This window comes from Bacillus sp. FSL E2-8887 (assembly GCF_038007205.1).
GTDB classification, from domain to species: domain Bacteria; phylum Bacillota; class Bacilli; order Bacillales; family Bacillaceae_G; genus Bacillus_A; species Bacillus_A mycoides.
Genome location: NZ_JBBOWS010000001.1, coordinates 4,275,466 through 4,293,322 on the forward strand (window position 1 = coordinate 4,275,466; position 17,857 = coordinate 4,293,322).

Annotated in this window: 20 protein-coding genes, 2 pseudogenes and 1 other annotated feature; of the genes and pseudogenes, 9 read left to right on the top strand and 13 right to left on the bottom strand. The window is 36.5% G+C overall.

Annotated elements, in window-relative coordinates; translation table 11 throughout:
- Positions 1-15: 15 nt before the first annotated feature.
- The 6 genes from tyrS to acsA all read right to left on the bottom strand — a co-directional run bounded on the left by tyrS (position 16) and on the right by acsA (position 5,287).
- Positions 16-1,272, bottom strand: a complete 1,257-nt coding sequence (gene tyrS, locus NSQ08_RS21925) for a tyrosine--tRNA ligase (protein WP_002015575.1) — start codon at positions 1,270-1,272, stop codon at positions 16-18.
- A 70-nt stretch (positions 1,273-1,342) separates the two neighbouring features.
- Positions 1,343-1,571, bottom strand: a binding site (T-box leader).
- A 77-nt stretch (positions 1,572-1,648) separates the two neighbouring features.
- Positions 1,649-1,894 (bottom strand): hypothetical protein, encoded by a 246-nt coding sequence (locus NSQ08_RS21930; RefSeq protein ID WP_001293781.1) that lies wholly within the window; start codon positions 1,892-1,894, stop codon positions 1,649-1,651.
- Positions 1,875-2,420 (bottom strand): RNA polymerase sigma factor, encoded by a 546-nt coding sequence (locus tag NSQ08_RS21935; protein WP_061674737.1) that lies wholly within the window; start codon positions 2,418-2,420, stop codon positions 1,875-1,877. The genes NSQ08_RS21930 and NSQ08_RS21935 overlap by 20 nt, the downstream gene beginning before the upstream one ends.
- A complete protein-coding gene (locus NSQ08_RS21940) occupies positions 2,401-2,856 on the bottom strand; it encodes a hypothetical protein (RefSeq protein ID WP_061674736.1) in 456 nt (151 codons plus the stop codon). Before NSQ08_RS21940 ends, NSQ08_RS21935 begins: the two co-directional genes overlap by 20 nt.
- A gap of 66 nt (positions 2,857-2,922) precedes the next feature.
- Entirely contained in the window at positions 2,923-3,480 is a 558-nt protein-coding gene (locus NSQ08_RS21945; protein ID WP_061674735.1) for a maltose acetyltransferase domain-containing protein, read from the bottom strand.
- An 88-nt stretch (positions 3,481-3,568) separates the two neighbouring features.
- On the bottom strand, positions 3,569-5,287 hold the full coding sequence (gene acsA, locus NSQ08_RS21950) for an acetate--CoA ligase (protein ID WP_002015579.1): 1,719 nt from the start codon (positions 5,285-5,287) through the stop codon (positions 3,569-3,571).
- A gap of 176 nt (positions 5,288-5,463) precedes the next feature.
- Between acsA and acuA the strand changes: the two genes are divergently transcribed.
- The 4 genes from acuA (at position 5,464) to NSQ08_RS21970 (ending at position 8,917) form a co-directional block, all read left to right on the top strand.
- Complete coding sequence (gene acuA / locus NSQ08_RS21955; protein WP_002112293.1) at positions 5,464-6,096, top strand: acetoin utilization protein acetyltransferase AcuA; 633 nt, start codon at positions 5,464-5,466, stop codon at positions 6,094-6,096.
- Positions 6,097-6,113: 17 nt separating this feature from the next.
- Complete coding sequence (locus NSQ08_RS21960) at positions 6,114-6,758, top strand: acetoin utilization AcuB family protein (protein WP_000634567.1); 645 nt, start codon at positions 6,114-6,116, stop codon at positions 6,756-6,758.
- Positions 6,755-7,921 (top strand): acetoin utilization protein AcuC, encoded by a 1,167-nt coding sequence (gene acuC / locus NSQ08_RS21965; RefSeq protein WP_340780216.1) that lies wholly within the window; start codon positions 6,755-6,757, stop codon positions 7,919-7,921. Before NSQ08_RS21960 ends, acuC begins: the two co-directional genes overlap by 4 nt.
- Before the next feature lie 135 nt (positions 7,922-8,056).
- Positions 8,057-8,917 carry an alpha/beta fold hydrolase gene (locus NSQ08_RS21970; protein WP_063218502.1) on the top strand — a complete coding sequence of 287 codons (861 nt, stop codon included), beginning with the start codon at positions 8,057-8,059 and terminating at the stop codon, positions 8,915-8,917.
- 66 nt (positions 8,918-8,983) lie between these two features.
- Here the strand turns inward: NSQ08_RS21970 and NSQ08_RS21975 are convergent, their stop codons facing one another.
- From NSQ08_RS21975 to NSQ08_RS21985, 3 genes are all read right to left on the bottom strand, one after another.
- Complete coding sequence (locus NSQ08_RS21975; protein ID WP_002129432.1) at positions 8,984-9,253, bottom strand: hypothetical protein; 270 nt, start codon at positions 9,251-9,253, stop codon at positions 8,984-8,986.
- Positions 9,254-9,376: 123 nt separating this feature from the next.
- Positions 9,377-10,066 (bottom strand): response regulator transcription factor, encoded by a 690-nt coding sequence (locus tag NSQ08_RS21980; RefSeq protein WP_002034338.1) that lies wholly within the window; start codon positions 10,064-10,066, stop codon positions 9,377-9,379.
- 1 nt (position 10,067) lies between these two features.
- On the bottom strand, positions 10,068-11,522 hold the full coding sequence (locus NSQ08_RS21985; RefSeq protein WP_002034337.1) for a sensor histidine kinase: 1,455 nt from the start codon (positions 11,520-11,522) through the stop codon (positions 10,068-10,070).
- A gap of 149 nt (positions 11,523-11,671) precedes the next feature.
- Between NSQ08_RS21985 and NSQ08_RS21990 the strand changes: the two genes are divergently transcribed.
- The 3 genes from NSQ08_RS21990 to mscL all read left to right on the top strand — a co-directional run bounded on the left by NSQ08_RS21990 (position 11,672) and on the right by mscL (position 13,888).
- Positions 11,672-12,352 (top strand): ankyrin repeat domain-containing protein, encoded by a 681-nt coding sequence (locus NSQ08_RS21990; protein ID WP_340778820.1) that lies wholly within the window; start codon positions 11,672-11,674, stop codon positions 12,350-12,352.
- Positions 12,353-12,431: 79 nt separating this feature from the next.
- Entirely contained in the window at positions 12,432-13,358 is a 927-nt protein-coding gene (locus NSQ08_RS21995; protein ID WP_002143411.1) for a Gfo/Idh/MocA family protein, read from the top strand.
- 128 nt (positions 13,359-13,486) lie between these two features.
- The gene (gene mscL, locus NSQ08_RS22000) at positions 13,487-13,888 is read left to right on the top strand and encodes a large-conductance mechanosensitive channel protein MscL (protein WP_002015591.1); all 402 of its coding nucleotides are present in this window, start codon (positions 13,487-13,489) and stop codon (positions 13,886-13,888) included.
- A gap of 49 nt (positions 13,889-13,937) precedes the next feature.
- Here mscL and NSQ08_RS22005 read toward each other — a convergent pair whose 3' ends face one another.
- Entirely contained in the window at positions 13,938-14,210 is a 273-nt protein-coding gene (locus NSQ08_RS22005) for a DUF3917 domain-containing protein (protein ID WP_000636592.1), read from the bottom strand.
- A 111-nt stretch (positions 14,211-14,321) separates the two neighbouring features.
- Here NSQ08_RS22005 and NSQ08_RS22010 point away from each other — a divergent pair.
- Positions 14,322-14,429 (top strand): annotated as a pseudogene (locus NSQ08_RS22010) (DUF3949 domain-containing protein); the annotation flags it as partial.
- A 14-nt stretch (positions 14,430-14,443) separates the two neighbouring features.
- Positions 14,444-14,806 (top strand): DUF4288 domain-containing protein, encoded by a 363-nt coding sequence (locus tag NSQ08_RS22015; RefSeq protein WP_137075980.1) that lies wholly within the window; start codon positions 14,444-14,446, stop codon positions 14,804-14,806.
- Between the two features lie 34 nt (positions 14,807-14,840).
- Here the strand turns inward: NSQ08_RS22015 and ccpA are convergent, their stop codons facing one another.
- From ccpA to NSQ08_RS22030, 3 genes and pseudogenes are all read right to left on the bottom strand, one after another.
- Positions 14,841-15,839, bottom strand: coding sequence for a catabolite control protein A (gene ccpA / locus NSQ08_RS22020; RefSeq protein ID WP_002034370.1), 999 nt, complete (start codon positions 15,837-15,839; stop codon positions 14,841-14,843).
- Between the two features lie 276 nt (positions 15,840-16,115).
- Positions 16,116-16,558, bottom strand: a pseudogene (locus tag NSQ08_RS22025) (hypothetical protein).
- A gap of 211 nt (positions 16,559-16,769) precedes the next feature.
- Complete coding sequence (locus tag NSQ08_RS22030) at positions 16,770-17,786, bottom strand: CamS family sex pheromone protein (protein ID WP_061674727.1); 1,017 nt, start codon at positions 17,784-17,786, stop codon at positions 16,770-16,772.
- Positions 17,787-17,857: the final 71 nt, after the last annotated feature.

Here is a 17,857-nt window from a genome sequence, read left to right on the forward strand (position 1 = left end):
TACACTCGTTTCTGATTAGTAACGAATTAAGAAATATTTCTTCTTACCGCGGCGAATGATTGTGAATTTACCTTCGATGCGGTCGTTTTCTGTTACAACGTAGTCTAACGCTTGTGTACGCTCACCGTTTACGTAGATTGCACCGTTAGTTACATCTTCACGTGCTTGACGTTTAGATGGTGAAATTTTACTTTCTACAAGTAAGTCGATTAATACTGTATCTTCTGCAGTGCGTTCTACAGATGGTACGTCTTTGAATCCTTGCTCGATTTCGCTTGCAGTAAGTTCTGCTACAGAGCCACTGAATAATGCAGCTGAAATTTTAATTGCTTGCTCTAACGCTTCTTCGCCGTGAACAAGTTTTGTCATTTCAGATCCTAATGATTTTTGTGCTGCACGTTTTTCTGGTGCTTCAGTTACTTGCTTTTCAAGCTCAAGAATTTCTTCATGAGATAAGAATGTGAAGTATTTTAAGTATTTAACAACGTCGCGGTCATCTGTGTTAATCCAGAATTGGTAGAACTCGTAAGGAGTTGTTTTCTCTGGGTCTAACCAAATTGCGCCGCCCTCTGTTTTACCAAACTTCGTACCGTCAGATTTTGTAACTAGTGGAATTGTTAAACCGAACGCTTTCGCATCTTCTTCTGATTTACGGATTAATTCAAGACCAGCTGTAATGTTACCCCATTGGTCACTACCACCGATTTGTAGACGGCAATTATGGTTTTGGTACAAGTTTAAGAAGTCGTATGATTGTAAAATCATATAACTAAACTCAGTAAATGAAATACCAGTATCTAAACGAGATGCTACTGTATCTTTTGCTAACATATAGTTTAAACCGAAGTTTTTACCGATATCGCGTAAGAATGAAATTACATCTAAGTTACCAAGCCAATCATAGTTATTAGCCATTGTTGCTGGGTTGTCCACGTTTTCGAACTCTAAGAAGTTTGAAAGTTGGTTTTTAATGCTTTCTGTGTAGTAAGCAACTGTATCTTTCGTATTTAATGTACGTTCAGCTTTTTTACCACTTGGGTCACCGATCATACCAGTACCACCGCCAACAAGTGCGATTGGTTGGTGACCAGCTAATTGGAAACGACGTAACATTAATACTGGTAACATATGACCGATGTGTAAGCTATCCGCTGTCGGATCGAAACCACAGTATAATTTAACGCTTTCTTTTTCTAATAATTGCTCAAGGCCCTCAGCATCTGTTTGCTGGTTAATTAGACCGCGAAATTCAAGATCTTGTAAAATACCCATATCCTACATACTCTCCTTTAAGTTCATTACTGGCGTGAAGGTTGAAAACATAAAAAAATCGCCCCTTTAAATAAGGGACGATTTTGATCATCGCGTTACCACCCTAGTTGCAGACAAAAAAAGCCTACCACCTTATTTACATAACGGCTTAGCACCGTCTTTTCCCTTTTGAATACAATTCAATCGAAAAAAGATGCTCTAGGGGCGTAATTCGCGATCATCTATGTGCTGATTTCCACCGACCATCAGCTCTCTAAAACAGGGAAATGATCACTACTTCTCCCTTTCCACGCTCAATTATTCATATACTTTTCTTTATACCATCATTTATATAGGCGTGTCAAATAGAGGTCGAGTTTCTCTCCTTGCCAATCCTTTACAACGTCGCAAAGAGTATCGTAATAAGAGAAAGAATTGGAACTCCAACTAATAACGATACATGAAACACAACCGATAAATCATTTCCAATCGTTGCCTCCACAGGATCTTTCGCTGGAGAACCAAGAAATCCGATTAATCGATCGAAGCGACTTACCGTTTTTGGAAAATCCGGTATTTCTACATGGTCACTATCTAAATGCTGTTTTAATTTATATTCACTCTTAAAGGGATTTTCGCTCAATTTCATCCACCTCCAGCAATTGTTTCAGTTTCTTTATCCCGTTATGGAGTCTCGACTTCACTGTTCCAATGGGAATGTTTAATATCTCTGCAATTTCTTTTTGCTGCATATCATGATAATAAGAAAGAATAAGGACAGCCCGCTGTTCTTCAGGAACTTTCAAAATTGCCGCTCTTACCGTGAGCCGGTCTTCGATAGAAAATTCTTTTTCCTGAATCGGCACTAAAAACGGCAAAAGCGTACGCCACTTTTTTCTTCTATTTAATTTATTAATCATAAGACGATAACCAATTTGAAATAAATACGTTTTTATTTTACCTTTTTCAGGTTCATACATATGTTTCTTTCGTTCTAATGTCAAAAATGTATCTTGCACGAGATCGATACTTAATTGTTCATCTCGGTTAAATCGATATAAAAATGTGTATAGCGCTGGTTTGATCAAAACATATAGTTTTTCTCCTGCCTGCTTATCTCCACTTCGATACGCAAGCATGAGCTCTTCCTCAATCCCAATCTGCGCCATGATTTTTGATCTCCTTTATTCCTTTTAACGTTAATGAAATGCGGGAAATTAAATAGCAACTTGCGACAATAATCCATACTTGCGATTGATTCGTAAAAAATTGAACATACGGGTTTTGAATTGTCTGTCCGGTTGAAACTAAAATATTTAATGCTTGCACACATATGCACGCATACACTGCCAAACAAGCCGAAATCGTATCAAATACATTCCAGCGAAAATACACTTTTGTTTTTGTAAAATCAATTTTATATCCTTTTTTCCGTACTATATGTTTTCTATCAAACGGAATAATGATTGAAAACATAACAATCATCATGACACCGGCTGTAATCATTGATACTTTAAATCCGATTGGCATCGGTAATAGCAAACCACAAGAAAATACGACGATAATTCCAATTACGGCAAAAGCAAGAAGTAATTTATTAGACATAAAAAAGCCTCCCTCATCTATTCTTTCATAAATGTATACAGACGAGGAAGGCACTTCGTTCAAATATTATTTTATTTTTTTAATAATCTTCGCAGGATTCCCGCCAACCACTACATTGTCCGGCACATCTTTCGTTACAACAGCGCCAGATGCGATCACCGCATTATCTCCAATCGTTACACCTGGATTAATAATCGCTCTTCCGCCAATCCATACGTTATCGCCAATTGTAACTGGTTTTCCGTACTCTGATCCGCTTATGCGCTCTACTGGATCAAGCGGGTGCGTTGCTGTATAAATGTGAACACCTGGAGCTAACATACAGTTCACTCCGATTGTCACCGGACACACGTCTAAAATCGTACAATCAAAGTTCGCGTAAAAATTTTCGCCAACATGAATGTTATAACCGTAATCACATCTAAAAGAAGATTCAAGATGAATGTTATCTCCAGTCGTTCCGAATAGTTCTTTTACGATTTCGCTACGCTCTTTTAATTGTACTTCTGGCGTTTCATTTAATTTTCTCGTTAATATACGAGCTTGCTCCCTCTCTTGAATCAAAACAGGATCAGCTGGTATGTACATTTCCCCAAGTATCATCTTTTCTTTTTCTGTTTTCATTTCCTTCTCCCCTCCCAACACGTATATATAAGTTTATAATAACATAAAAAAGAAGGGTCTGAACGTATTCATTCAGACCCTTCCTCTTTTAATCTTCCATCGTCGATAAGTCACCTGTTGGTAAGTTTAATTCCCACGCTTTTAATACGCGGCGCATAATTTTACCACTTCTCGTTTTCGGTAATTTATCTCTAAATTCAATTTGTCTTGGCGCTGCATGAGCTGCTAGGCCTTTTTTCACAAATTGACGAATCTCTTCTTTTAATTCATCAGATGGTTCGTATCCCACGCGAAGCGCGATAAATGCTTTAATGATTTCTCCGCGTACTGGATCAGGAATACCAATTACACCAGCTTCCGCTACAGCAGCATGCTCGATTAATTTACTTTCTACTTCAAATGGACCAACACGCTCACCTGACGTCATAATTACATCGTCAATACGTCCTTGGAACCAGAAGTATCCATCTTCATCCATATAAGCAGAGTCACCTGATACGTACCAATCTCCCGGCATAAAGTAAGAATCATATTTTTGTGGGTTATTCCAAACCGCACGCATCATAGATGGCCAACCTTTACCAATCGCTAAGTTCCCCATTGTGTATGGAGGCACTTCATTTCCTTCATTATCAACAATCGCTGCTTTCACACCCGGAATTGGTTTCCCCATTGAACCTGGACGGATTTCCATACAAGGATAGTTACAAATAACTTGTCCGCCTGTTTCTGTCATCCACCACGTATCATGAATACGAAGTCCAAATGCGCTCATACCCCAGCGAATTACTTCTGGATTTAATGGCTCACCAACACTTAATACGTGACGCACTTGTGATAAATCATATTTTTTAATTGCGTCTTGTCCAGCTCCCATTAACATACGGAACGCTGTCGGTGCACTATACCAAACTGTTACACCGTAATCTTGCAGTGCTTCATACCATGCCTCTGGACTAAATCTCCCGCCTAAAATAACATTTGATGCTCCCACTAACCACGGTGCAAAAATACCGTAAGCTGTTCCAGTTACCCAGCCTGGGTCAGCTGTACACCAATATACATCATCTTCTTTTAAATCTAATACCCATTTCGCTGTTTGATAGTGCTGAACCATTGCGTTTTGAGCATGAAGGACACCTTTTGGCTTACCAGTAGAACCAGATGTGTAATGTAGAATTAAACCGTCTTCACGGCCTAACCATTCGATATGTAATTCTTTTGAAGCTTGTTCAAATAAAGGATTGAACGCTACAGTTTTACCGCCTTCTTCTGCATTGTCTCCAACAAGGAAGACTGTTTTTAAAGCAGGTAAATCATTTAATGGTATGCGCTCTAACAATTCAGGAGTTGTAATTAACACCTTCGCTTCGCTATCTTCTAAACGATCGCGAACTGCGCCTTCCATAAATGCTTCAAATAATGGTCCAACAATTGCCCCTAATTTCACTGCACCTAAAAGTGCGAAATATAATTCTGGGGAACGCGGCATAAAAATAAAAACGCGATCGCCTTTCTCAACATCGCCATAGTTTTTCAGGACATTTCCTGCTTTATTAGAAAAATCCTTCATTTCCTTAAACGTATATTTCTCTTTTCGCGATCCATCTTGATAATAAAGTGCTACTTTATTCTTTCGATCGGATTTCGCATGCTTATCAATTGCCTCATACGCCATATTCACTCGGCCTGTTTCATTCCAAGTAAAATTTTTATTAACCTCTTCCCAGTTAAAATTCGCGTATGCCTCTTCATAATTCGGCAAATTATTTTCTCCTTTAATGACAGGAAGCGTTTCCACTTTCATACTTTACATCCCCCTCCTATGTATTCTATTATCTATTATAATGACATTATTTAAAATTTTCAGTATTTTTGTTGATTTTTAGACAAATTTTTAATGACAAAATTCGATTCACATCGCATATATTATAAAGTACGATATTAATAGATTCACAAACCCTCAAGGTGGTGAGCAATAAATTGATTCATAAAAAAATATATAATGCCAGAAACTTAAAAACAGCGAAAGGCACTTTAATTATTGAAGGTCCTGTCTCTACACATAATCTTGAAATGTATGAATTTCATCCAGACTTAATTGCGTTTCGTCCTGCCGAGCAGCAATATAAAGCAATTGTCGAAATTTCTAAATTACCAGAAGCTCGTCTCATTATTGCTAGACATGACCAAACGATCGTTGGGTATGTTACATACTTATATCCTGATCCGCTCGAGCGATGGTCAGAAGGAAAGATTGAAAACTTAATTGAACTCGGGGCGATTGAAGTTGTCCCAGCCTTTCGTGGTTGCTCTGTCGGAAAAAATTTATTAGAAGTTTCAATGATGGACGATCATATGGAAGATTACATTATATTAACGACTGAATATTATTGGCACTGGGATTTAAAACAAACAGGCTTAAATGTTTGGGAATACCGAAAAGTAATGGAAAAAATGATGAATGCTGGTGGTTTACAATGGATGGCTACAGACGATCCTGAAATTTGTTCACATCCTGCCAACTGTTTAATGGTTCGCATCGGTAAACGTGTTGATACGGATTCTATTCAAGCATTTGATCGTCTACGTTTTCACAATCGTTTTATGTATTAATAAAGGGGGCAACTGGAATGATTGTAGAAGAAATTATGAATCAAGATGTAGTGACACTGCATCCAAACGATACAATTGAAACAGCAATCCGAACGATACGTACGAAAGGCATTCGGCACATTCCAATTGTCGATCAAAATAATCATGTCGTAGGTATTATTTCTGATCGGGATGTAAGAGATGCAAGTCCGTCTATTTTAGATGAACAAGTTTCACTCGATATGCTGAAGCAACCGCTTGAACTCATAATGAAACACCCTGTTATGACTTGTCACCCTCTCGATTTCGTTGAGGAAATTGCGACTTTATTTTTTGAAAATAAAATAGGCTGTCTTCCTGTTACGAAAGCTGGAAAACTCGTAGGTATCATTTCTGAATCTACAGTGCTGCACACGTTAGTAAAATTAACAGGAGCTCATCAACCGAGTTCACAAATTGAAATTCAAGTGAAAAATGAACCTGGTATTCTTGGAAAAGTCGTTGCTATTTTTAGTGATTTACAAATAAATATTGTGAGCGTTCTCGTCTACCCAGCAAAAGATGAGAATGATAAAGTACTCGTTTTCCGCATTCAAACGATGAATCCTTTAAGGGTGATTGAAGCACTTGAAACAGAAGGCTATCGTGTTTTATGGCCGAACATAATGGGGATGCAAGCATGAGTAGCGCCTTCATTTATTCGGATGACTTTCGGGGCTATTCATTTAGCCCTGATCATCCTTTTAACCAACTGCGTGTCACACTCACGTATGATTTATTACAAAAGAGCGGTTTTATCTCTCCCTCTCAAGTCATCGCGCCACGGATGGCTACAGATGAAGAGATTGCCTACGTTCATACAGCGGAGTACATAAATGCGGTAAAACGTGCTGGAGAAGGTAAGTTAGAAAAATCAATTGCGATGACATACGGACTTGGAACAGAAGATACACCGATGTTTCCAAATATGCACGAAGCAAGTGCATTACTCGTTGGCGGAACATTAACAGCTGTCGATGCTGTTCTTTCCGGGAAAGTAAAGCACGCCCTCAATTTAGGCGGCGGCTTACATCATGGCTTTCGTGGTAAAGCATCTGGCTTTTGTATTTATAACGATAGCTCTATCGCAATGAAATATATTCAGAAGAAATACGGTTTACGCGTTTTGTATATTGATACAGATGCTCATCACGGCGACGGGGTACAATGGTCTTTTTACGACGATCCTAACGTATGCACCATTTCATTACACGAAACTGGGCGTTATTTATTCCCTGGAACTGGCGCAGTAAATGAACGTGGACAAGGAAATGGATATAATTATTCTTTTAACGTTCCACTCGACGCTTTTACAGAAGACGAATCGTTTTTAGATTCATATCGAACAGTTGTAAAAGAAGTGGCAGCATACTTTAAACCGGATATTATTTTAACGCAAAATGGTGCTGATGCACATTATTACGATCCACTTACACACCTTTGCGCAACGATGAATATTTACCGTGAAATACCGAAGCTCGCTCGTGAAATCGCTAATGAATATTGCGACGGTCGCTGGATTGCTGTCGGCGGTGGTGGCTATGATCACTGGCGCGTCGTACCAAGAGCTTGGGCACTCATTTGGCTCGAAATGAACAACATCCAAAACATCTCAGGTTATCTCCCTCCAGAATGGATTGACGCTTGGAAAGGACAAGCAGAAACCGACCTTCCCCTTACATGGGAAGATCCAGACAACATGTATCAACCTATCCCTAGAAAACCAGAAATCGAAGAAAAAAATGCATTAACTGTAGCGAAATCTCTTAAAATTATTCGGAATAATATGACAAAATCTTTATATTAAACAGAGAGGAGGCTCGCTTTTTGAACAGCCTCCTTTTATTTATAGCTAGCTATTATTGTCGTTTTCTGTCGGTAAGTCGATATATTTTGAGATTCGCTGATATATTTTATTTAAGAATTAGCCGGTCCAACTTTTATGAGAAAAGGTCGTGATATTATGTGGACACAACAAATAATCAACACGAAACGTGGCACATTTGAAATCTTTACAAAAGGAAATGGCGAACCGCTTTGCATTACACATCACTATTCACAATTTAATGAAACTGGCGATTACTTTGCGGATGTTTTCACTGCTACGCATCGTGTATTGCTCATTAATTTACGAAACGCTGGTAACTCAGCAAAAGCCCATTCAGAAAAAGAATTAAGTATGATTGAAACCGTTCACGACTTAGAAGCAATACGAGAAGCTTTACAACTCCCAACATGGCATTTCGCTGGCCACTCAACAGGCGGTATGCTTGGACTTTTATATGCGATTACATATCCAAATTCCTTACAATCATTAGTCATGGCCGGAGCCGCAGCAAGTAACTATACCGAAACACTATTTTGCATTTATCACCCAGCACATCCTCAGTTTCATTATATGCAACAACTCATCGAAAACTTGAAAAGCCCTCATCTTACAAATGCAGAACGAAAAGAATTATCTACTAAGAGAACAAAATTATCATTGTATAAACCAGAAAACTACAACTCTTATTTTTGTAAACCAATCCAAAAAACAATGTCCGCTAGCCGGATGAACACTTTCGCCAATGAATATCCGTCATTTGATTTAAGAGAGAATTTACCTTCCATCCAAACAAAGACCCTTATTATATGCGGAAGACATGATGTACAGTGCCCGATCCAATATTCTATCGAGATGCATGAGGGTATACGTAATTCTATCTTTGTGATATTTGAGGAGAGTAACCATTATCCTTTTTTAGAAGAAGCTGCTCAGTTTACTTCTACTACTCAAACATTTTATAAATCGTTACACTAGTACCGTTATTACTAAGGAAAGCTCACAGCCTCTATAAGAATATGAACTTTTTTCAAAAGAAATATTTCACACTAGAAACAACAAGAAGAACAAAAAAATCATTAAGCCTACATCAATGAATATCGACTTTTTATCTCCTGCTTTTATACTCATCATAAAATTAGAAATTATTTTAATTCCAAAAAAGACCATCATAAATAACCCACCGAAATGATCATTCGTAGAATCTTCATCATAAAACATTTGTATTGCACCGATAATTAATAAGATAAGTATGATATTGGTTCCAATCTTTAAAGCCTTGTTTGATTTATTATCTTTTAATGTATCTCCCAAAATGTATCACGCCCTCTCATGCTCTCCTATGTTTTATCTCTCTTTATATTTTAACATAAATTACCTATTATTCCCTTTTTGTTCGAATAACATAAAAAACCTACCAATTACTTGGCAGGTACATTACACGTTAAAGCGATAACCAGCTCCCCACACTGTTTCAATATATTGCGGGTGAGCAGGATCTCTTTCAATTTTTTCACGTAGCTTTCTAATGTGAACAACGACAGTGGCTAAATCGCCAGCTGATTCTAGTCCCCAAATACGTTCAAATAACTGTTCTTTATTTAATACTTGGTTTGGATGCGTTACAAAGAATGTTAATAAATCAAATTCTTTCGTTGTAAACGCAATTTCTTCATTGTTTATAAAAACTTTTCTCGCTCGCTGATCGATAGAAATTCCATGAATATATAACGTATCGCGTTGCTTACTCACATTTCCTGATAATCTTTCATAACGAGAAATATGTGCTTTTACTCTTGCGACTAACTCACTTGGACTAAATGGTTTCGTTATATAATCATCTGCACCTAATCCGAGTCCGCGAATTTTATCTATATCTTCCTTCTTTGCTGAAACAAGCAAAATAGGAATGTCTTTTATAGCACGTATTTGTTTACAAATTTCAAAACCGTTCATTTTCGGAAGCATAATATCTAAAATAATTAAGTCATAGTCTTCCTGAAGAGCCATTTGTAGACCTATTTCACCTGAATGCTCTACATCGACTTGAAAATCACTAATTTCTAAATAATCTCGCTGTAATTCTGCAATACTTATTTCATCTTCTACTAGTAAAATTCTCTTCATTCTACTCACCACATTCCTGTACTTTTTTCAATGAGAAGAAAATACTTGTACCTTCCCCAAGCTTACTTTCCGCCCAAATTTCCCCACCATGTTCTTCAACAATTTGCTTCGCTATCGCTAAGCCAAGTCCACTTCCACCTGTGCTAGAATTTCGCGATTGCTCTGCACGATAAAACCGCTCAAATATATACGGCAGCGTATCAGCTTCTATACCTGATCCATTGTCCATCACTTTTACAATAACTTTATTGTTATCACTTAATACTGTTACAGTAATTTTCTTCGCTTCTTTATCCATGTATTTCACACTATTATGAATTAAATTTGATATCACTCTATTTATCTTTTCACAATCGGCCGTTACATATAGTGGTGATGAATGTAATTGTAAATAAACTTCTATACCTCCCTCACTTAAATCCATCTGCATCTCTTCTAATAATTCTTGCATAAACACGTTTAACTCTATCGTTTCAAACTGAAAGGGAACTCGGTTCAAATCAAGCTTCGAAAACAAAAAGAGCTCATCAATGAGTGTATCCATATGCTTTGCCTTCGTATGAATGGTCGTTAAATACTTATCCATTTTTTCTGGCGTATTTGCGACTCCATCTTTTATGCCTTCTACATATCCAATAATAGATGTAATCGGTGTTTTTAAATCATGAGAGATGTTTGAAATGAGCTCTTTTCGATTTTCTTCATATTGTGTTTGCATCTCAATCGACCCTTTTAACTTCTTCCTCATTTCCTCAAATCCTTGATTTAATTGCCCAATCTCATCATGGGATGTAACTGGAATTTGAAAATCTAAATCCCCTTCTTTAATTCTCCCAGTCGCATCTTTCAATACAAAAATTGGTTTTATCACACTTCTTGAGACGAAATAACTTAATAACCCTATGAGTAAAATGGCTAACAGTAAAAGCCCTCCGAACAAAATTGGAAATAATTTTTGTGTGAGATCGACAAATGAACTTTGCCTTTTTAGTACAAATATACTCCCTTCTTCATCTCCGGGAAAATAAAAATCAAATTTTACATATCGATAAAATGTATCGCCTAGTTCCGTTGTACCACGACTATTAATATTTGCTGATTCAAATTTCGGAATGGCTTCTTTTAAAGATACACCTTCAAATATTTTTGTAGCATAAGAAATCGTTTCTCCCTTTCTTACAACTATTTTCACACCTTCTTTTTCAAGTGATGAAACGAACGATTCATCTAATAGTTGTGATTGATTTTTCTTTGCCGCTAATTTCAATTCAATATACGTATTCTCTTCTTCTGGCGTAAGCGGCTTTTGAATATAGGAACTTTTATAGAAATTTTTCACCGATTCCAAGTCTCCTGTTATGGAAAAAACAATTAAAAATCCCGCGACTAATATGAGCGTAATGGAAACGAGAATAACAGCAATATAAGAGAATAAAAATCTTGTTTTAATAGACATATGTTACATCCTCACTTTAACAAACCTTGTTATTCATAAGCATAAAAATATATGTTCAAATACTCAAGCGATTTTATAGTAATTTTAGCGTCAGTTTATAAAAATTTAATGTTCTTATTTTACAGTTGCAATGAGGAGGTTGAAATTCCATGTTCAAAAAAACATTAAGCATGATCTGTTGCGTAATTTTTTTGCAAGGATGCTCGCAAGAACAAGAGGTTAAAAAGGAGATGACAAACATGGAGACAGCGCTACTAACAGCTACTGAGAAACAAGAAACGAATACTGTTATATCATTACTCAAAAAAGGGGCTGACATAAATATAACAAACAATAAAGGACGTACTTCTCTTATGATTGCTACATACAAAAATGATGTAAAAACCGCCAAAGCTCTTATCGACGCTGGTGCTGACGTAAATATCCAAGATGATATGAAAAACAATCCATTTCTATACGCCGGTGCAGAAGGTTACTTGGACATTTTAAAACTAACGATTGATGCTGGTGCGGATCCAACGCTTACGAATCGTTACGGCGGAACAGCTCTTATTCCCGCGTCAGAACATGGCTATATTGATGTTATTAAAGAACTCCTTACGCGAACAACTATTGATGTTAACCATGTAAATAATCTCGGGTGGACCGCTTTAATGGAAGCCATCGTACTAAGTAACGGAAACGAAACACAGCAACAAGTCATTCAGCTTCTTATTAAGCACGGTGCAGATGTAAATATTCCAGACAACGATGGTGTTACCCCGCTAGAGCATGCTCGCGCTCATAACTTTGAAGAGATAGAGAAGATTTTGTTAGAAGGGCGTAAGTAAAAAGCTAATTTTTGCCTTCCTCCCCCACCCTATGCTACATTTAACCCGTTACATTAATATTAATAGGGTGGGAATAAACATGAACAAACCTAAAATTGGGATGATTGGACTTGGAAGTATTGCGCAAAAGGCCTATCTTCCAACACTTACAAAAGAAACAGATTGGAATTTTGTAGGGGCGTTTACACCTAACGCAGAGAAAAGGAAACAAGTTTGCCAACAATACCGCATTCAAGACTTCCATTCTATTGAAACGTTAGCTTCGGAATGTGATGCAATCTTCGTTCACAGTTCAACTGCTACACATTATGAAATCGTTTCTGAACTTCTGAAAAAAGGAATCGACGTTTATGTTGATAAACCGCTAGCAGCTACAGTGGAACAAGCTGAGCGACTAGTCGAGTTGAGCGAAAAGCATAACCGAAAGTTAATGGTCGGATTTAATCGCCGATTCGTTCCTATGTATGTTGCTGCAAAAGAGCAAGCTCATGATATTTCATGGGTTCGAATTGAAAAACACCGCACAAATAAAGTCGGGCCATATACGTACGACTTTACTATGTTAGATGATTACTTACATATTGTAGATACTGCTCGCTGGTTAGCTAATGATGATCTTAACGTCGTTCATAATATGATGCAAATTAATGAAAAGAATGAACTTCTTTACGGACATCATACATATACAACTGCAAATGGACTGTTACTTTCAACAGCGATGCATCGCCATGCCGGTACAAACTTAGAACAAATTGAACTTGTAACAACAGGGAAAATCATTCGCGTAAAAAATATGAACACATTTGAAATTGAACAAGAAAACTCCGTTTCGCAAAGCGGTTCACCATCATGGGATACGACGTTAAAACAGCGCGGTTTTGAAGATGCTGTTCATCATTTTATCGAATGTGTTCACGGAGATACAAAACCTGTTGTAGATGGATTAGAAGGATTAAAAACGCAGCAACTGTTGCAATCTCTACTGGAGAATGCAACTAAAAATTAAAACGGATACATTTTTCAGAATTTACTTTCATTCCCATTTTCCCTTTATTTCTGTCGCAAATTTCTATAGAATATGTTGATAGGAATTATAAATTTCATAATGAATCGTGGAAAGGATGGGATTAACACATGTGGAACGAGTTTAAAAAATTCGCATTCAAAGGGAATGTAATCGATTTAGCTGTCGGGGTTGTAATCGGTGCTGCATTCGGTAAAATCGTTAGTTCTTTAGTAAAAGATATCATCACACCATTACTTGGTATGGTACTGGGCGGCGTTAACTTTACAGATTTAAAACTTACATTCGGTAAATCATCTATTATGTATGGTAACTTCATCCAAACTATTTTTGATTTCTTAATTATTGCAGCTGCTATCTTTATGTTTGTTAAAGTTTTCAACAAACTAACATCTAAAAGAGAAGAAGAAGAAAAGAAAGAAGAACTTCCAGAACCAACAAAAGAAGAAGAAATTCTTGGCGAAATTCGCGACTTACTAAAACAACAAAACTCTTCTAAAGATAGAGCATAATTGAACGGATAAAAAGGCATGCCCCCTCGGGACATGCCTTTTCTATATGCTATAACGTTTCTGAATTCATATGAATAAATAAAATAATACCAGCGACCATAAGTACCATAATACTACCTGCAAATAGTGTAATACCCATGAACATTAAACTTGTGCTCATGTCCACTGATACACTTTCAATAAAAATAGAAATTACATACGTGATAAGGGCGATTCCTGCAAGAATACTTCCTGGAACAAATCGCTTTAAGCCATTTTGTTTTAACGTCATATATGCAAAAATAGCAGTCATGCAAAGCGTAATTATCCAAAGAACGATCATCTCTTCTCCCCCCTCACAAGCCTTTTCTTTCTATTATACATGACATTGCCCTATAATAGTTAAATTTGCACTTGTGTGACATATAACAAGGAATAATCCAAACTGTAGCGAATATCTTATGAAGAATCCAAAATACATTATCCTTATCAAAGTAACGTATTTACAATACCGGCTTCACTTATCGCGAGTATTGTTTATAAAATAAAACATTCAGCATAAGGAGATTCTCCCATATGTATGCTGTAAAATTATTATTTGAATCTGTCCATTCAGGTAAACCTAATCCTAGTAAAATTGATGAACATTATGAAGAGAATCACGATACACTTTTTGAAGAAAGTATCATTCTCGTTAAGGCGAACAGTTTAGAGGAAGCTCATGAACTAGGTGAAAAGATAGCTCTACAGTCTGAAGATACGTACGATAATATGTACGGTGAGCAAGTAACATGGACGTTTAGAAAAGTGTTGCATGTTTTCGAATTAGATGACACACCATTTGAGACAGGAAAAGAATTATATGCACGCTTTTTACATGTTAAGAAAACTGAAAGTGTAGCTACAGTAGTTAAACACCATTATCCTGAATATGAATAAAAGCTCACAGCTATCGCTGTGAGCTCTCTTATTCTTACTTCGTTGAATCTCTAAATTGGATACGGTGAGGTAAGATAACTGAGTGATCTTCTACTTTTTCTTTGTTCATATATTTCGTTAGTAGACGCATTGCTACTGCACCGATATCATACATTGGTTGTACAACTGTCGAAAGTTGCGGACGAACCATTAATGCAAGACGTGTGTTATCAAAACCAAGCACTTCGATATCCGTTGGTACGTTTAATCCCGCGTCTTGTGCTGCGTGGATTACACCTAGTGCCATTTCATCAGAAGATACGAAGATTGCTGTTGGTTTTTCATCCATGCCCCAAAGTCTTTCAAACGCTTCTATACCTGAATCATATGTGTAATCTCCATCAATTATAAGATTTTCATCATATGAAATACCTGCTTCTTCTAAAGCTTTTTTATAACCTTGTAACTTCTTCGCGCTTCCTGCTTTATTAATGAAAGGACCAGAGACGAAACCGATACGTTTATGTCCTTGCTCAATAAAATGCTTCATTGCATCGTAAGCCGCTTGTGTATAATCAATATTTACTGATGACGTTTCATTTTGTTCATCAAATGACGCTGCTAATACAATTGGTACTGGAGATTTTTTGAACTCTTCAACGTGAATATCTGTAATATCTTCACCCATGAAAACAATCCCGTCCACTTGTTTCCCAAGCATCGTATTTAATAAGTGGAACTCTTTCTCTTTGTTCTGGTCAGAGTTACTTAAAATGATGTTATATTTGTACATTGTTGCGATATCTTCAATTCCACGAGCAAGTTCTGCATAAAACGTATTTGAGATATCAGGAATAATAACACCCACTGTAGTTGTCTTCTTACTTGCTAGTCCACGTGCTACCGCATTCGGGCGGTATCCTAAACGATCAATTGCTTCTAATACTTTCTTTCTTGTTGTAGGCTTTACATTTGGGTTACCATTCACAACGCGTGATACGGTAGCCATTGAAACATTTGCTTCACGCGCTACATCATAGATTGTTACGTTCATCTCTTCGCACACTCCTTCTATTTATGTTATCTATTTTTATGTATCGGTTCACTTGAATGAAAAAAAGACATCAACTCTATTTGCAGATGCCAACAATCGTCCCGAGTTCTTCCTTTTACTAATGATACGCTAAAAACACAGGGTCATACAATATTTTCCCGCAAAAGTTTCGAAAAAATTCGCTTCTTTTCTCGTATTTTCGTATTTTTTATGCAAAAAAGGTCAATTTTTGTAAAAAAGCCATGTAACAAGGGCTACATAGACTAAGAAATCTTTTTATAATTTACTTCCGAATGATTTTAATTCTTTCATAAACTCATTGAATTCTGGAATGTCCATTTGCTGCGCTGCATCTGATAATGCAACTGCTGGGTCTGGATGTACTTCAGCCATAATAGCAAAAGTACCAATTGCCATAGCCGCTTTCGCAAACGGTAATAGAAGGACACGTCGCCCTGTAGAATGCGTTACATCGACAACAACAGGTGTAAATGTGTTTCTTTCTTTTAAATTGGCACAGCGGAAATATCAAGCGTATTACGCGTTGCTGTTTCATATGTGCGAATACCATGCTCACATAAAATGATATTACCATTCCCCTCTGCCATACTATATTCTGCTGCATTAATAAATTCTTCAATTGTTGCTGATAAACCACGCTTTAATAATATTGGTTTATTTACAGCACTAGCTGCCTTTAACAGTTCAAAGTTTTGCATATTGCGAGCGCCAATTTGAATAACATCAACATAATCTGACACTTTAAAGAAGGCACTGAAAGAGTCTATTTCATAAGAAAAAAGAGGTCATTCCCTACTATGTACAGGTAATGACCTCCTTTCTTCTTTCAACATCTTTAGGAAATTCAAAATGTTTTTCTCGAAGTATTCACTTTTTCAGTAGCCTCAGCTTAAAAACTGTCTTTTTTTATTATAGGAAAGAAACAAACGGTTTATCGCTGTTCTTCTCTTTTATAATAACAGCCTCGATTTTATTCTCGGACTTTATTTGTAATTGAACTTTAGCATCTTTAGGAAATTGTTCTATCATACTTTGAGCAGCCGTTTGAGAGAGTGCCATTAATTCTGACTTACCGTTATATTTAACGACAATATCCATCTTTAATTTATCCATCTTATTTTGCTTATAAGAAATCTTAGCATTAACAGGGATATAATCTCCTGGAGAAAATGCCTTCATTGCTTTAGAAAAATTCTTTAGCTTATCATTATCTTCTCCATGTGCCCCCTCAAATTCTTGAGAAGGATACGAATACGACTTTTCATCAATAGTATCCCAATTTCCAAGATTAGTCTCGTTCTTTTGAACAGTAGCGCTTGAAATATAAGTACCATTCTTTAAAGAACTTGTACTTTCTTGCTTAAATATAGCAAACGTAATTGGAGATTTGTTATATTTATCATTTTTATTAATAGCTTCTATAAGCCCCTTAGCGACTTCAGTACCTTTAGAAATAGCTTCCTCATTAGATACACTTGAAGACATAGATAAACCAATAACAACACCAGATAAGCTTAGTTCATTTGAATTTTGTTTGCCGAAGTAGTCCTGTTCTATAATATTAGTCAAAACTGGTACTTCTTGTTTCGTAACTAATTCATCAATTGTTTTCTCTGGAATATATTGATTTAATTGTAATACGTAATTTTCTGTATCGAATTGTTTTGAAGCAATATCCATTAAACCATTTTCATATTCTGCTAAATCTAGTTTAGAATTAGTTTTAACATTAACTGTATTAATTACCTTTTGTTCTTTTAAAGGAATAACAGTTCTATAGTAATCCTTAGAAACAGCAGTTCTTGGAATCATACTTTTTTCTTTCGTATCTTTCTGTACAACTTCATCCTTCTTCTCAATAGTATTATTGCTGCAAGCCCCCAGTAATAAACTTAAACTTGCGATGCATAATGCCATTTTCTTCATTGCTTAAAACCCACTTTCAAAAGTCAATTTACTTAGTTTTAAAGTATCTCTAGTGTACCACTAAACATATT

What these genes read in the sequence shown, in the direction of transcription:
- tyrS (WP_002015575.1), bottom strand. Translation starts at nt 1,272, where the DNA reads ATGGGTATTTTACAAGATCTTGAATTTCGCGGTCTAATTAACCAGCAA.
- NSQ08_RS21935 (WP_061674737.1), bottom strand. Translation starts at nt 2,420, where the DNA reads ATGGCGCAGATTGGGATTGAGGAAGAGCTCATGCTTGCGTATCGAAGT.
- NSQ08_RS21940 (WP_061674736.1), bottom strand. Translation starts at nt 2,856, where the DNA reads ATGTCTAATAAATTACTTCTTGCTTTTGCCGTAATTGGAATTATCGTC.
- NSQ08_RS21945 (WP_061674735.1), bottom strand. Translation starts at nt 3,480, where the DNA reads ATGAAAACAGAAAAAGAAAAGATGATACTTGGGGAAATGTACATACCA.
- acsA (WP_002015579.1), bottom strand. Translation starts at nt 5,287, where the DNA reads ATGAAAGTGGAAACGCTTCCTGTCATTAAAGGAGAAAATAATTTGCCG.
- NSQ08_RS21960 (WP_000634567.1), top strand. Translation starts at nt 6,114, where the DNA reads ATGATTGTAGAAGAAATTATGAATCAAGATGTAGTGACACTGCATCCA.
- acuC (WP_340780216.1), top strand. Translation starts at nt 6,755, where the DNA reads ATGAGTAGCGCCTTCATTTATTCGGATGACTTTCGGGGCTATTCATTT.
- NSQ08_RS21970 (WP_063218502.1), top strand. Translation starts at nt 8,057, where the DNA reads ATGAGAAAAGGTCGTGATATTATGTGGACACAACAAATAATCAACACG.
- NSQ08_RS21980 (WP_002034338.1), bottom strand. Translation starts at nt 10,066, where the DNA reads ATGAAGAGAATTTTACTAGTAGAAGATGAAATAAGTATTGCAGAATTA.
- NSQ08_RS21985 (WP_002034337.1), bottom strand. Translation starts at nt 11,522, where the DNA reads ATGTCTATTAAAACAAGATTTTTATTCTCTTATATTGCTGTTATTCTC.
- NSQ08_RS21990 (WP_340778820.1), top strand. Translation starts at nt 11,672, where the DNA reads ATGTTCAAAAAAACATTAAGCATGATCTGTTGCGTAATTTTTTTGCAA.
- NSQ08_RS21995 (WP_002143411.1), top strand. Translation starts at nt 12,432, where the DNA reads ATGAACAAACCTAAAATTGGGATGATTGGACTTGGAAGTATTGCGCAA.
- mscL (WP_002015591.1), top strand. Translation starts at nt 13,487, where the DNA reads ATGTGGAACGAGTTTAAAAAATTCGCATTCAAAGGGAATGTAATCGAT.
- NSQ08_RS22005 (WP_000636592.1), bottom strand. Translation starts at nt 14,210, where the DNA reads ATGATCGTTCTTTGGATAATTACGCTTTGCATGACTGCTATTTTTGCA.
- NSQ08_RS22015 (WP_137075980.1), top strand. Translation starts at nt 14,444, where the DNA reads ATGTATGCTGTAAAATTATTATTTGAATCTGTCCATTCAGGTAAACCT.
- ccpA (WP_002034370.1), bottom strand. Translation starts at nt 15,839, where the DNA reads ATGAACGTAACAATCTATGATGTAGCGCGTGAAGCAAATGTTTCAATG.
- NSQ08_RS22030 (WP_061674727.1), bottom strand. Translation starts at nt 17,786, where the DNA reads ATGAAGAAAATGGCATTATGCATCGCAAGTTTAAGTTTATTACTGGGG.